Origin of the sequence: Zobellia nedashkovskayae, assembly GCF_015330125.1 — a bacterium.
Classification (GTDB): domain Bacteria; phylum Bacteroidota; class Bacteroidia; order Flavobacteriales; family Flavobacteriaceae; genus Zobellia; species Zobellia nedashkovskayae.
Genome location: NZ_JADDXR010000002.1, coordinates 1,170,719 through 1,185,169 on the forward strand (window position 1 = coordinate 1,170,719; position 14,451 = coordinate 1,185,169).

The following is a 14,451-nucleotide window of genomic DNA, read 5'->3' on the forward strand; positions in this document are numbered from 1 at the left end:
TACTTAAACTTCAGATAACGCTAATTTAACACACTAACGTTTTCTTTGCCAAGAAAATAAGAACCAATGAAAAAGACGTTATTCTTTCTTGCCTTTATATGTACCATAAATCTTTTTGCTCAAGAAGAAGGAGGAGCTATTAGAGGTACCATTTTTGATATGGAGATGAACAATGAGCCTTTATTGTTTGCAGATGTAGAAATTAAGGATACAAAATTTAAGACCCAGACCAATTTTCGTGGCAACTTTGAAATCTCTAATGTTGAACCTGGAAGCTATATACTTAAGATTACCTTTTTAGGTTATGAATCTTACGAGGTTCCTGTAGAGATTTTAGCTTCTAATACTTTAGAAATTACCCAGGGATTACAAGCCCAGACGCTAAGCTTATCAGATATGTCTTTTGCAGATGAAAACACAATACAAAATTCAGAAACCGCACTTACTAGTTTAGAAAAATAGTCGTTTCCAAAATAGTCATAAAAAAAAAAGGGAGTTCCCACAGTGTGAAAACTCCCTTTTTTTATTCAATAAAATTGTTAGTCCTTAGAAACCACTGCTGATTTCTTTTCCTTATTAATAACATTTGCAATAACATTGTTATCGAACTCTACTTCCTTAACAACACCATCGCTATAAAAAAGCCACTTTCCGGTTCTAACACCTTTATTGTAATTTCCTTTAGAAACTTTTTCTCCCACTTCATCAAAGCTAATCCACTGGCCATGTAATTTTCCTGCTAAATCAAAAGTTCCCTTTTGACTAACCTCTCCATTATCATGGAAATAAGTAGCTTCTACTAAATTGGTTTCTTTATTTAATTTTACTTCCTTTTCTTTTTGAGCATACCCTACTGTCATTGTTAATGCTAAGGCGAAAAGTATGATTGAATTTTTCATGTCGTTGATTTTAAAATAGTTCTATACCTGTTTACTGTTTCAAAGATAAAAAAATTTACGTTAAAAACATCATTAGTTAACATTAAATTTACATTGAAAACGTTGTAATCCTCAAAATATTGCTTGAACTGCAACACTTATTCTAAAAAAAGCTAATTATACATTCTTTTAAATGCTATGAATAACCTAAATTACCCTCAAAATATTAATAAAACTCTTAATACATATAACTTTGAGAGCAATACGACCATTACATAGTACTTTAAAATAATCCGGAGTATTCAAACAGATACCAACTGTTACTTCATAACCTTATTTTAACGTAAATAATAAATTATAACATCATTTTTGTGCACATTTTATTTTTGATGGGCGAGAACCTTTACCTTTTTATGATTATTGCACTGGCCGTGCTTGCTATAACTGACTTAGTCGTTGGCGTAAGTAATGATGCTGTGAATTTTTTAAACTCTGCAATTGGTTCAAAAGCCGTTTCCTTTAAAACGGTAATGATTGTTGCCAGCGTTGGTATAGCTTTTGGTGCCATATCTTCAAGTGGCATGATGGAGGTTGCCAGAAAGGGTATTTTTAATCCCGAGCATTTCGTTTTTTCAGAAATCATGATCATTTTCATGGCGGTTATGATTACGGACATCCTTTTATTAGACTTCTTCAATACGTTAGGAATGCCAACTTCTACAACTGTCTCTATAGTTTTTGAGCTTTTAGGTGCAGCAGTGGCCATTTCTTTGGTTAAAATTGTAGGTATTGATGGCGGCATGTCAGATCTATGGACCTATATCAATACGGATAAGGCCACAGAAATTATTTTAGGAATCCTACTATCGGTAGTTATCGCTTTTAGTGTAGGGGCGTTAGTACAATTCGTTTCCCGTTTACTGATTTCTTTTAAATTTGAAGAAAAACCAAAATGGGTAGGCGCTATTTTTGGAGGATTTGCGCTAACTTCTATCATTTACTTTATCCTTGTTAAAGGACTTAAAAGCGCTTCTGTCTTTAGTCCTGAGGTTCTAGAAATAATAGCCAACAAACAATTCTTGTTCATTTTGTGCAACTTCGTAGTTTGGACCTTATTATCTTGGTTGATATCCACATTAACAAAAATCAATATTTATACATTAATAATTGTAGTGGGTACGTTTGCCCTTGCTATGGCTTTTGCCGGTAATGACCTCGTAAATTTTATAGGTGTTCCATTGGCCGCTATGGAATCTTATACTTCTTGGAGCAATTCTGGCATTGCAGCAGATCAATATACTATGGAAGGGCTTGCGTCAGCCGTACAGACACCTTCGTATCTGTTATTGTTATCGGGAATAATAATGGTTATTACCCTTTGGTTCTCTTCAAAAGCAAAGAATGTCGTTAAAACTAGTGTAGATTTATCTAGACAAGATGAAGGTGATGAACGTTTTCAACCTAACTTTTTATCTAGGCAAATCGTAAAATTTACTATCACAGCTTCTGAAAACATATCCGGTCTTATTCCTGATTCCATATTGAAAAAAATGGATACTCGTTTTGAGAAACCTTATGTGTATGTACCAAAAAGTAGGGTTCAAGATCTCCCTGCATTTGATTTGGTTCGCGCATCCGTAAACCTTATGGTTGCCAGTGTTCTAATTTCTTTGGCTACTTCAATGAAATTACCGCTTTCCACTACTTATGTGACCTTTATGGTTGCCATGGGAACTTCTTTGGCCGATAGAGCTTGGGGTGCAGAAAGTGCGGTTTACCGTGTAGCAGGTGTTCTTAATGTTATTGGCGGATGGTTCTTTACCGCAATCAGTGCCTTTACCGCAGCAGCTATTATAGCTTACATTATCCACTTAGGGGGTATTTGGGCTATTGGTGCATTACTGATTATCGCCTTCCTTTTAATTGGAAAAAACTATCTTTCTCACACCAAAAAGATGAAAGAGACCAAATTAGAGGAGAAGCTAGAAAGAGCCGAAAGCAACTCTATCATAGGAGTTATTGATGAAAGTGCCACTAATATTTCTCTCGCTATAAAAAGAGCGAATAAAATTTATACACAAAGTATAGATGGTTTGGCCAAACATGACATAGAGACACTTAAGAGAAGTAAAAAAGGGATAAGAAAATTTGATAAAGAGGTAGAGGACCTCCGAGATAATATTTTTTACTTTATTAAAAACCTTGATGAATCTAGCGTAAGCACCAGTAATTTCTACATCTCTATCTTGAGCTATTTACAGGATATGACTCAATCCCTAGAATATATTGCTAAAGCAGGATATAAGCACGTACATAACAACCATAAAAAATTAAGGTTCAACCAAATTAAAGACCTTAAAGAGACTGATGGATATCTGGATGATCTTTTTAAAGAAATCGAAACTATATTTGAAACAAAAGATTTCTTAAAACTTACAGAGCTCATTATTAACAAACAAGCGTTGTTTAAAAAAGTTGATTTGAAAATTCACAAACAGGTAGAACGTACGCGGAATGATGAATCCAGTCCTAAAAACACTGCTTTATACTTTAGCTTACTATTGGAAACTAAAGATCTTCTTGTGGCTACAATGAACTTGCTTGAGACTTACGACCAACATGCAAATACCAAAGTATAATTTTTGGTGTTTGCTGTATTTTGTAATAACCCTATTTTAGTACTGTCTTCACTTCATCGAAAAAAAATACCTTTCCAAAAATTTAGACGTTAGTAAAAAGATACCCAAATCTTTATCTAATGCGATTTATAAACTACGTAGCGCCTGCAGTGTGCTGTTTTGCCTTATTTCTATCATGCAGTAAGGAGAGTAGTTCCTCTATTCAGGAAGAAGAGGAAGAGCTGACTACCACTCTAAATCTTGGTGCAAGAGACGTTGCCAAAAAATTATACGAAGACTACTATTTAGCTTCTAGCAATACAAATACTGATGTCGCTTGGTCCGGTAATGAGCAGACTTGTGAACCTGGTGCTGCCCCAGAGCCTATTAGAAATAAAATCTTAATGCGATTGCAGTATTTCCGAAAGGCGGTAGGTTTAAACAATACCATTGAAGAAGATGCCACTAAGAGTGCTAAATCGCAACAAGCGGCACTAATGATGCATGCAAATGGCACATTGAACCATTTTCCTCCCGAAACATGGAGCTGCTTTACAAGCGACGGAAAAGAAGCCGCAGCTAATTCGCTATTAACATCAACAAAAAATTCAGCCGCTATAGATTCATACATGCGTGATCAGGGTAATGAAAACTACCCCGTAGGGCATAGAAGATGGTTGTTATGGCCAAGACTACAAGAAATTGGCATAGGAAATACCAGTCAGTATAATGCAGTCTGGGTTCTAGGAAATCCTGGAAGCGCTCCAGCAGATGCTCCTGAATTTGTTGCTTGGCCACCAGAAGGGTACCTACCCGCAAGACTGGCCTATTCCAGATGGTCTTTTTCCATCGCAAACGCAGATTTCTCAGAAACAACAATTTCAATGAAAACTGAGAACGGAAATTCCGTTTCTCTGCAAACAGAAGAACTTACAGCTATCTACGGAGATAACACTATTGTATGGCAACCTGAGGTAAACGGTAATTCCATAACAGAAGACACCACATACAGTATTACTATAGACAATGTACTTATCAATTCCGAGCCACAGCAATTTCAATATAAAGTAACCCTTTTTGACCCAGAGAAATAACCTTATTTAAGCTAATATAAATTCATATCTAAATATCACTTTTGTTTCTTTTCTAGCATTCTGCCAATTTTAATTAGTTAAAATTGTATCTTAACGTCTAAGATACATTATGAAAACGTCCACATTAATCAAGCACGAACTATTGGCCGAACACGATTTCGGATTCGCCAAATTCTGGTTCTATTCGAACTTCTTGGTTGGAGAGTTTGCAGAAGGTGCGGATGTAAGTCAGGTAGATTCTCTTGGCCCTATTCGGCTTTTGAAACGCCAATACGGAAAAACCACTCCGTTTATTTATGTCTCGCACAGGAAAAATTCATATTCAATGGATCCCATGGGATATAAAGAAATAGTAGATATGTTCCCTAATCTAATGGGAATGGCTATAGTTTCAGAAAACAAGTATCGCCGTATGATAGCTACTTTAGAAAGAATGTTTATAAAAAAACCAATTGCTGTATTCCATGAACTGGATGAAGCTTATGATTGGGTTGTGAAAAATTTAGAAGAGTAATATTAATCGTCCTTTTCGTTCCTTTTTTTATTGTTTCCTGCAGCGCTTACTTCCCAATCTAGACTTAAAATTATTCCTACTTAGAATACCAAATTTCCCCCATTTTTTTTTAATCGGTCCATATCCTCCTATGAAGAACCGAAGCTTTTCAGTACCTTTTTAACATCAAACTCTATCAACTATATCCTTCCTACAATGAAAATATTGGCGTCATTCATTCTAATCCTTTTTCTTACTAATACCTTGTCTGCGCAGGAGAACCTTCTCCTTAAAGATTTTAGACCTCAAAGCATTTACAATACTCCTGAAACAAAGATTACAAGAGCAAAATATCCTGTTATAGATTTCCACTCACATCCTGATGCTAAATCAGAAAAAGAACTAGACGAATGGATTGACACAATGAAAAGCCATAACATTGAGAAATCTATCATCCTAACCTACTCCACTGGGTCTCGTTTTGACAGCATTTATGATATGTACTCTAAATATGGTGATCAAATTGAAGTTTGGTGCGGTTTTGACTATACAGGATACAATGAAAAAGGATGGACGAAAAAAGCTGTAAAAGAGTTGGAAAGGTGTTTTGCCAAAGGAGCAAGAGGTGTTGGCGAGCTAGGCGATAAGGGTCTTGGGCTTTTCTATTCAAAACCATCCATAGCGCCTGGCCTTCATTTAGACGACCCTCGTTTACAACCACTTCTAGAAAAGTGTGGCGAACTAGGTATGCCTATAAGCGTTCATGTTGCTGACCCTTATTGGATGTACTTGCCAATGGATGAAAAGAACGATGGACTTATGAATGCCTATACTTGGAAAGTAAACACATCAGAAGAAGGTGTTCTTACCCATGAAGAATTGCTCTCCACCTTATCAAACGCAGTCAGAAATAATAAGGAAACCACCTTTATAGCGTGCCACTTAGCGAATACCAGCTATGACCTAACCATTTTAGGCAAACTATTGGATGAGCACCCTAATTTATATGCGGATATATCTGCTCGTTACGCAGAGGTTGCGCCGGTCCCTAGAAGTACCAAGGCTTTCTTTACTAAATACAAAGACCGGTTGGTATATGGAACAGATATGGGTATGGCGGCTGACATGTACCAAACTACATTCAGGATTCTTGAAAGTTCTGATGAACATTTTTATGCTTGGGATTATTTCTCATACCATTTGCCTCTTAATGGACTGGATTTAGGTGACGAGACCTTGAAAAAGATTTACCACGAGACTGGTAAAAAATTACTGAAACGATAGTCTATCTGTAAAAATTCATCTCATCCATATACTGCCAAACCGCATCAGGAAGTAACGGTCTAACATTTTTACCTTCCTTATGGTTTTTACGTATGAAAGTGGAAGAGATTTCCATTATGGGCGCATCTACCTTATGAATCTTTGCATGACCCTTAAATTGGTGTTCAATTTCACCTACTGAAATCCTTGGATATACATAGAGATTGTAATCGCTTAAAATAACCTCATAGTTCTTCCATTTATGGAATCCCTTAAGGTTGTCCTCGCCCATTATTAGTGCAAAATCATGTCCTTTACCATACTTTTCTCGCAAATGAACCAATGTATTTACGGTATAATTTGGCTGCGGTAATCCAAATTCTATTTTACTGGGTTTAAGTTTGGGGTAGTCTTTTGTAGCCTCGTACACCATTTGATATCTATGATTGTCGGCCAGTAAGGTCTTTTTTGTTTTAAATGGACTTTGAGGCGTGACCACAAACCAAACCTCATCTAAATTAGAGAATTCTACCATATGGTTCGCGATAACCAAATGCCCTATATGTATTGGGTTGAACGTGCCAAAATAGAGACCTACTTTTTTCATGCGTTAAAACAAATTTGATTTTCCCAAAGAACTATTCTTCCCTTTTAGCACCAACAAATTCAGCTACTAAATCATGGGCTTCATTCAAAGCCGTATCAAGATCGTAATTCTTTATCACCTTATCAAACTGAGGTGCTGTTGCTAGTTCTACTGAAGCTTTTGCAATACGCATATTGATTTTATCTTCACTTTCGGTACTACGTTTCTTAAGTCGTATTTTCAACTCATCAACACTTGGAGGCTTTACGAAAACAGCCAAGGTCTTATCCGGAAACTTTCTTTTTATACGCAAACCACCGGCTACATCAATATCAAAGATCACGTTTTTACCTTCCGACCAAAGTCGCTCTATTTCAGTTTTCAAAGTCCCATAAAAATTATCACGATATACCTCTTCCCATTCCAGAAAATCATCTTGTTTAATGTGATTTTTGAATGCGGAAATAGACATGAAATAATAATGCTCTCCTTGTTTTTCTTTAGCCCTTCTAGGTCTTGAAGTAGCAGATACGGAGAATGCTAGGTTTAATTCCTTTTGCTTGAGAAGGTGACGTACTATAGTTGTCTTACCACTTCCAGAGGGTGCCGAAAATATTATTAGTTTGCCGCCTTTCATGAGTTCGTTTAGTTTGGTTGAATACGTTAGAGCACGTTAAGCATTTGCTCTTTTATTTTTTCGAGTTCATCTTTCATCTGCACTACCAATTGTTGCATTGGCGCATAATTAGCTTTAGACCCAATTGTATTGATCTCACGGCCAATTTCCTGAGCGATAAAAGCCAGTTTTTTACCATTAGAATCATCCGATTCTAACGTACTAGTAAAATAATCAAGGTGGTTAGCCAAACGAACTTTTTCTTCAGTAATATCATACTTCTCTAGGTAGTAGATAAGTTCTTGTTCAAAACGATTGGCATCAATATCTGCCTGAAGGTCGCTAACGGCTTTATTCAATCGTTCGCGAACGTCTGACTGACGATCGGGATCCATTATTTTTACCTGTTCCAACAAACTTTGTAAATTCTGAATGCGTTCAATAAAGTCTCTTTCAAGTACTTCACCTTCTTCTGAACGAAACGTATTGATCTCTTTCAAAGCTTCTGTAAGCGCCAGCTTTATAGACTCATATTCCGTCTCATCAATATCTTCACGTGCCGTTTTTAAGGAATCGGGCATTCTAAGAGCCATATCTAGCAGCTTTATATCATCGCCATCAGCAATATTCTTTAATTGCTTCATGTAGTTCTTTACCGCCAACTCGTTTACCTCTGTAGAAGTTTCACCACTAGTCAGTTCTAAATATAGACCAAAATCTACCTTACCACGCATTAAAGAACTAGCGATAGTCTTACGGAGTTCCAATTCTTTTTCACGATATGCAGAAGGCATACGTGCGTTTAAATCTAGACTTTTACTGTTTAGGGATTTGAGCTCTACGGTAATCTTTTTTGTCGGAAGCTGTATAACGTACTTGCCGAAACCGGTCATGGACTGAATCATAAATTGCTATGAATTTTGGCAAAGGTAGTTAAATTTGAAACTTCTTAATACTTCATCGACTTCATGTTGTATTCCAATTTCTCTTTTACCCTTTCAAACTCTTTCCAATAATGCAAAAGTGTTAAAAATTCTGTTGCGTTTTAAACACATATAAATTACTTTAACAGCCCTCATATTGAATACACATATGCAAAATATTTCATTTCTTAAAAAAGTTTTACTCCGAACACCATTAGAACCTACTGAAAATCAAATCACTGAAGTTAAAATCCGAAAAAAATTAGTAGACCCAAAAATACAGGAAGCACTTTTCATTGCTTCTCCAAGTTTCCAAAGCTTACTTATTGACGAGCTTACGGAGAAACAATTGCTAACTCTTTATAAATATTACTCAAGATTCAGCAATAGATGCACGCCTTTTGGGTTATTTGCCTCAGTTGGTCTTGTTGATGTTTCCGATCATACAAATTTGGAGTTGAACAAAACTACCCTTGAGAAAAATATTAGATATGATATGCTTTTTTTGGGATTGTTAAATGACCAAATCAATTCTGAAGCAGACATAAGGAACAAGTTACGCTACTACCCTAACAACTCCTTGTACCAAATATTAGATAATTTTAGATATGTTGAATTCTATTATGCCAATAATAAAAGGTTTCACAGATTAGCAGAAGTAGCTTTTAACGAGTATTTAGCTAAAATATTAATAGCTGCCAAAAATGGAATAACGGTTAATGAATTGTGCGAACAATTAACCGATGACTCTATCTCATTTCAAGAAGCCGAAGATTTTGTTTTAAGCATCATAGATGCGCAATTTTTGGTTAGTGAGCTAGATGTGACTCTTACCGGTAACGATTATCTAGATTCTTTAATTGAAATTTTTGGAGAACCTCGTTTTAATTTTCCAAAAGGTAAATCTGTTAGAAGTAATCTTACATTTTTAAAACAAGGGTTAAAAAATCTTCAGAAGCCATCAACAACTATCCCAAATTACTTAGAGTTATTCCAAAAAATAAAAAAACTAGTAGGTGTAGATACTCTTGAGCTGAACAGATTATTTCAAATTGACACTTACAAACCTTTATCAGGCAACACTTTAAACAACAATACATTAAAAACACTTCAAAATGGCATACATGCTCTAAATAAGCTAAGTAGCCATCATGAAAATGCAAAATTAAAAAACTTTAAATCCGAATATATACGCCGTTACGGCCACGAAATGATGCCTCTTTCTGGCACATTAGACCCAGATGCAGGTATAAATTACATGAATATTTCAGGAGCAAAAACTCCGCTATTAAACACAATTCATTTAACAAAAAATACTGCAAAAAACAAAGTCATAAATCATGGAGAACGTGAAGATTTTCTACTAAAAAAAATTCTTTACACTTATCAAAACAACTTAACCTCCATTGAAATAAAACCAAAAGAACTTAATTCTTTTGAAAAGGATAGTCAGGTATATCCTGATAGTTTTTCAGTTCTTTTCAGTCTTTTTAGAGATGCTGAACAAGAAAAAATTGAGCTAAAATCAGTTTCAGGTCCGTCTGCTAACAATCTAATTGGCCGTTTTGGTTATTTACATGATGACATTTTAGGTATCTCAAAAGAAATTTGTGAACTTGAACAAAGAAATCATCCCAATAAATTAATTGCAGAAATCATTCACTTACCCGAGGCCAGAACAGGAAACATTCTTCATCGAAAGTTTCAACGCGAGTATGAAATTCCATATCTGGCAAAATCCTCACTACCTGAAGAAAACCAAATCTATTTAACTGATTTGTATATAACAGTAAAACACGACAAGGTTATACTATACTCTAAAAAGCATAGGAAAGAGGTGATTCCAAGATTAGGGAATGCCCACAATTATTCTTTTATGGCGTTACCCATATATAATTTCCTTTGCGACATACAAAATCAATACAGCTCAGGTTTTGCTTTCGATTGGGGAGAAATGGCGGCGACATTTCCTTTTTTGCCAAGGTTAGAGTATAAAAACTGTATTCTATCAAAAGCACAGTGGAATATAAGCAAGGAAGATATAGATGCTCTACTATCCAACAAACGACCTTCAGAAGATGATGTGAGAAATTTTGTCAGAAATAAAAAACTACCCAACCTAGTTGTTTTTGTTGAAGGAGACAACGAGGTCGTTATTAATTTTAAAATAAAACTAAGTTGTTCTGTATTTCTCTCTTTAATTAAAAACAAAAGGAGGGTAATTCTACAAGAATATTTAATGACCGATACATCTGCTACAAAAGGCTATGCAAATGAATTCATTGCATTTGGCAGTAAAGATGAAATCTCAAGCTCTCCCGCAGCTACTTCAAACTTTACCCTCACAAAAGAATTTCCTCCAAAACCTGATTGGCTTTACTTTAAATTCTACTGTGGTCCATCTGTGGCAGAGCAGGTTTTAAAAGATGCTATAATTCCGTTAATAGAAAAATTAAAAAAAGATAAGGTTTGCGAAAAATGGTTCTTTATACGCTATAATGATACAGAAGGCCACCATTTAAGACTTCGGTTCAAAATCCCAAAAAATAAAGAAATTTATAAAGTTTTAACGTTAGTACAAGAAAAAATGAAGCTTTTCACAGATTCTAAGACAGTTTGGAAAGTTCAAACAGAATCTTATCATCCAGAATACGAGCGCTACGGCCTTGAAATAATGTCAGAGACGGAAACTGTATTTCAGAATGACAGCGATTGTACATTAGCCTTTTTGAATATGATAGAAGGTGATGAAGGAGAAAAAATACGTTGGATTTTCTCTCTTTTATCAATAGACAATTATCTTGACGATTTTCAAATTAATGAAGCTCAAAAATTAGCTATTATGAAAAGCCTAAAAGATGGCTTTGGTAGTGAATTCAAGAAAGACAAATTTGTAAACAAAAAAGTCAACGCCGTTTATAAGGAAAATGAAAAAGATATTTGCGAAATACTAGAGCTTTCTAACAAAAACCACCCGTTCTACCCATTAGCTGAATTGGTCAAAGAACGGTCGGCACAAAATGAAAAAGTGCTTCCAAGCATTATTGAATATATTAAAACCAATAAGGTGCTAAATCATCAAATCGTGGGAAGCCACATTCATATGTTGTGCAATCGTCTGTTTATAACCAAGCAACGTGAACAAGAAGCTATTGTCTATGATTTTCTTTACCAATACTATAAAAGAAAAAGTTACAGAAAGAAATAAAAACAACGCATAGGTATTCGCGACTATGCGTTGCTTCAGCTAACTAGCCTGATCATACTGTACCAAAGTACACACCTTACAAGCTTCTTCTTTTTCTTGTGCATACCATCTACAAGTAAGCCTAATACTGCAATCTTGCAATCCTTTTTCTCTTTTCTTCTCCTCAATTTTTTCAAGAATACCACCTATTAACGTACACTTATGACCATCCCATTGGCCACATGCCTTTGTTGCACATGTGTTGGTTAACCTAACGGTCTTCATCTTCTTATCTCCAAATCTTTCTAATTCCTTACGTATGTCTTCGTCTATTGGAACAGGCTCTGGCAAAATTTCCATTCGGTTGGTTTCTTCGTTGAACACCCCTAACAATTTACTATTTGGCATTGGAGGTGAACTAGGACAATCAAATTTTTTCATGATTCTATTTTTAGAATTAACAATTAGAAGGTTTTAAACTACAGCTCTAAGAATTCATCATCGTGGTCTTGAAAAAATTCATGAAGATCGTCCCATATTGGGTTGCTTTCCTCTCCTGGCAATAAGTACGCGTTGTCAAATTCGGTTTCATTTTTCATGATTCTGGGTTTTTAAGGTTATTTAACTCATTTTATATTATTCAATTACTAAAGTTTGCTTGTTCCATAGATCGGCATATTTCCCATCTTTATTTTTAAGCAACTCATTATGTGAGCCTTGCTCTATTAATTTTCCTTTTTCGAGAACAAATATCTCATCTGCGAAGGCTACAGTACTCAACCTATGCGCAATAATAATTAGTGTTTTCCCTTGATTTTTAAGTGCTCTAAGAGTTCCTTGTACCATTTGTTCTGAAATCGTATCAAGAGACGCTGTTGCTTCATCTAATACTAAAACTTCCGGTTCCTTATAAAGTGCTCTGGCAATTGCAATACGTTGCCGTTGGCCACCTGATAACATTGCCCCGTTTTCACCTAAATGCGTTTCAAAACCATTAGGTAAGGTTTGAATGAATTCTGTTATGCCCAATTTCTGGCTTATGCTAATTACTTTTTTGATGTCCGGCTCATAATCACCAAGTGCAATATTATCTATTACATTACCGGAGAAAAGATCTACTTTCTGAGGCACTACTGCTACAAGATCGCGTAAACTTTTAGGCGTAATTTGAGCTATATCATATTCCCCCATAGTTATTTTTCCTCCTTTAATAGGGTATAGATTTTGAAGCAAAGAAATTAAAGTTGTTTTACCTGAACCACTCTCACCTACAATTGCTGATACCTTTCCTTTTTTAAAAGTCATGCTAAAGTCTTCAAATACATCTACACGTGTACCATAACTAAAATCTATATTACGTAATGCAATATCTCCTATATCATCTGCAGTAATATCCATTTTATTCTCCACCGCTTCCCTTTCTAGGTCCATGATTTCAAAAAGACGATCAGAAGCAATCATAGCATTCTGTATGGTCTTGTTCATATCTACTATAGAAGTGAAAGGCCCCGTAAAATAACCTATCAAGGCATAAAAAGAGAGAAGTTCTCCTGGCGTAATTTCTTGTTCTATAACAAAATAAGATCCTGACCATAATAAAACGATAGTGAATAATCGCGATAAAAACTCAGTAGAATTTCCACTAAAAATAGAATTCAATCCAGATGAATATATAGACTTCAACAGCTTGGTAAACCTAGTCTCCGTCTTAAAGTTTGCAAAATCTTCTACTCCAAATTGCTTGATGGTTTTTACGGCATTAAGCGATTCTACCAACTGTGATTCTAAATCTGCAGCGTTTTCCATTAGTTTACGCTCAATCTTTTTGTTGAGATGATTCATCAAAAAGTATATCCCCAGATAAAGTGGTATAATTAAAGTGATAATCAAAGCCAGTTTCCAGTAATAAGAGTACATCAATGCAAAAGAGAAAATCACAATAAAGATGTTAACGAACAAGGTTATTGACGCATCGTTTACAAAAGCTCTAATCTTTACGGCATCACCAATCCTAGAGGTTATTTCACCAACTTTCATCGTATCAAAAAAGCGTTGAGGTAGCTTTAAAAGATGTTTGTAATAGCCCAGAATAAGCTGAGAATCTATTTTCTGACCCGTACGAAGAACAAAAATCTTCTGTACACTCCCTATGAATATTTGGAAAACCAATAAAAGTATCATAATAATACTCATAAGGTTTAACAAATTGGTATTGCCGTCAACCAACACATAATCCGTAATCTTTTCAATGTAAATGGATGTAGATAGCCCTAATATGGTATAAATAATAGCTCCGAACAACGCCTCAAAAAGAATAGATTTATGAGGGTTAACCAAAGTCCAAAAACGAGATAACATACTGGTTTTCTCATCTCTAGCCTCAAAATTAGTATTAGGCTGCATGAGTACCAAAACGCCTGTCCATGTTTTTTCCCAATCATCTAGCGTATATTTTTCCATTTTTCCTACGCCTGGATCCATCACTTGTACATATTTGTCGGTCACCTTATAGATTACCACAAAATGATGCAAATTTTGATTTACAATTATATGTGCAATAGCTGGCAGCGGTATATTTGGTAAGGCATCTAGTGCCCCTCGTACACCTTTAGCATCAAAGCCTAGAGCCTCGGCACCTTTAATAAGACCCAGAACATTTGTTCCTCTTTTATCCGTATGTGCCATTTGGCGCACACGCGCAATAGGAATCTTTAAATTATAGTATGAAGATATTGATGCCAGACAAGCTGCACCGCAATCTCTAATATCATGCTGTTTTACTTTTATGCTCAT

Annotated in this window: 12 protein-coding genes; 6 read left to right on the top strand and 6 right to left on the bottom strand. The window is 35.4% G+C overall.

The genetic code is table 11. The features are described 5' to 3' along the window. Positions 1-66: 66 nt before the first annotated feature. Positions 67-462 carry a carboxypeptidase-like regulatory domain-containing protein gene (locus tag IWB64_RS05015; RefSeq protein WP_194532961.1) on the top strand — a complete coding sequence of 132 codons (396 nt, stop codon included), beginning with the start codon at positions 67-69 and terminating at the stop codon, positions 460-462. Positions 463-539: 77 nt separating this feature from the next. On the opposite strand, the gene IWB64_RS05020 is transcribed toward IWB64_RS05015, so the two are convergent. Next, the gene (locus tag IWB64_RS05020) at positions 540-899 is read right to left on the bottom strand and encodes a toxin-antitoxin system YwqK family antitoxin (protein ID WP_194532962.1); all 360 of its coding nucleotides are present in this window, start codon (positions 897-899) and stop codon (positions 540-542) included. Positions 900-1,267: 368 nt separating this feature from the next. Between IWB64_RS05020 and IWB64_RS05025 the strand changes: the two genes are divergently transcribed. The 4 genes from IWB64_RS05025 (at position 1,268) to IWB64_RS05040 (ending at position 6,367) form a co-directional block, all read left to right on the top strand. After that, positions 1,268-3,517, top strand: a complete 2,250-nt coding sequence (locus tag IWB64_RS05025; protein ID WP_194535814.1) for an inorganic phosphate transporter — start codon at positions 1,268-1,270, stop codon at positions 3,515-3,517. A gap of 119 nt (positions 3,518-3,636) precedes the next feature. Continuing rightward, complete coding sequence (locus IWB64_RS05030) at positions 3,637-4,590, top strand: CAP domain-containing protein (protein ID WP_194532963.1); 954 nt, start codon at positions 3,637-3,639, stop codon at positions 4,588-4,590. A gap of 109 nt (positions 4,591-4,699) precedes the next feature. Then, entirely contained in the window at positions 4,700-5,104 is a 405-nt protein-coding gene (locus IWB64_RS05035; RefSeq protein WP_194532964.1) for a hypothetical protein, read from the top strand. 195 nt (positions 5,105-5,299) lie between these two features. Next, on the top strand, positions 5,300-6,367 hold the full coding sequence (locus IWB64_RS05040; protein WP_194532965.1) for an amidohydrolase family protein: 1,068 nt from the start codon (positions 5,300-5,302) through the stop codon (positions 6,365-6,367). A 1-nt stretch (position 6,368) separates the two neighbouring features. Here the strand turns inward: IWB64_RS05040 and nadD are convergent, their stop codons facing one another. Genes nadD through IWB64_RS05055 form a run of 3 tightly spaced genes read right to left on the bottom strand, consistent with a single transcriptional unit; the run spans position 6,369 to position 8,453 of the window. After that, positions 6,369-6,953, bottom strand: a complete 585-nt coding sequence (nadD, locus tag IWB64_RS05045; RefSeq protein ID WP_194532966.1) for a nicotinate (nicotinamide) nucleotide adenylyltransferase — start codon at positions 6,951-6,953, stop codon at positions 6,369-6,371. 31 nt (positions 6,954-6,984) lie between these two features. After that, positions 6,985-7,569: a guanylate kinase gene (gene gmk / locus IWB64_RS05050; RefSeq protein ID WP_194532967.1), complete on the bottom strand. Its 585-nt coding sequence runs from the start codon at positions 7,567-7,569 to the stop codon at positions 6,985-6,987. Between the two features lie 26 nt (positions 7,570-7,595). Continuing rightward, the gene (locus tag IWB64_RS05055) at positions 7,596-8,453 is read right to left on the bottom strand and encodes a YicC/YloC family endoribonuclease (protein ID WP_194532968.1); all 858 of its coding nucleotides are present in this window, start codon (positions 8,451-8,453) and stop codon (positions 7,596-7,598) included. A gap of 187 nt (positions 8,454-8,640) precedes the next feature. On the opposite strand from IWB64_RS05055, the gene IWB64_RS05060 reads away from it, so the two are divergent. After that, a complete protein-coding gene (locus IWB64_RS05060) occupies positions 8,641-11,679 on the top strand; it encodes a lantibiotic dehydratase (RefSeq protein WP_194532969.1) in 3,039 nt (1,012 codons plus the stop codon). 39 nt (positions 11,680-11,718) lie between these two features. On the opposite strand, the gene IWB64_RS05065 is transcribed toward IWB64_RS05060, so the two are convergent. Beyond that, positions 11,719-12,099: a hypothetical protein gene (locus tag IWB64_RS05065; protein ID WP_194532970.1), complete on the bottom strand. Its 381-nt coding sequence runs from the start codon at positions 12,097-12,099 to the stop codon at positions 11,719-11,721. A gap of 195 nt (positions 12,100-12,294) precedes the next feature. Then, positions 12,295-14,451 carry a peptidase domain-containing ABC transporter gene (locus IWB64_RS05070; RefSeq protein ID WP_194532971.1) on the bottom strand — a complete coding sequence of 719 codons (2,157 nt, stop codon included), beginning with the start codon at positions 14,449-14,451 and terminating at the stop codon, positions 12,295-12,297.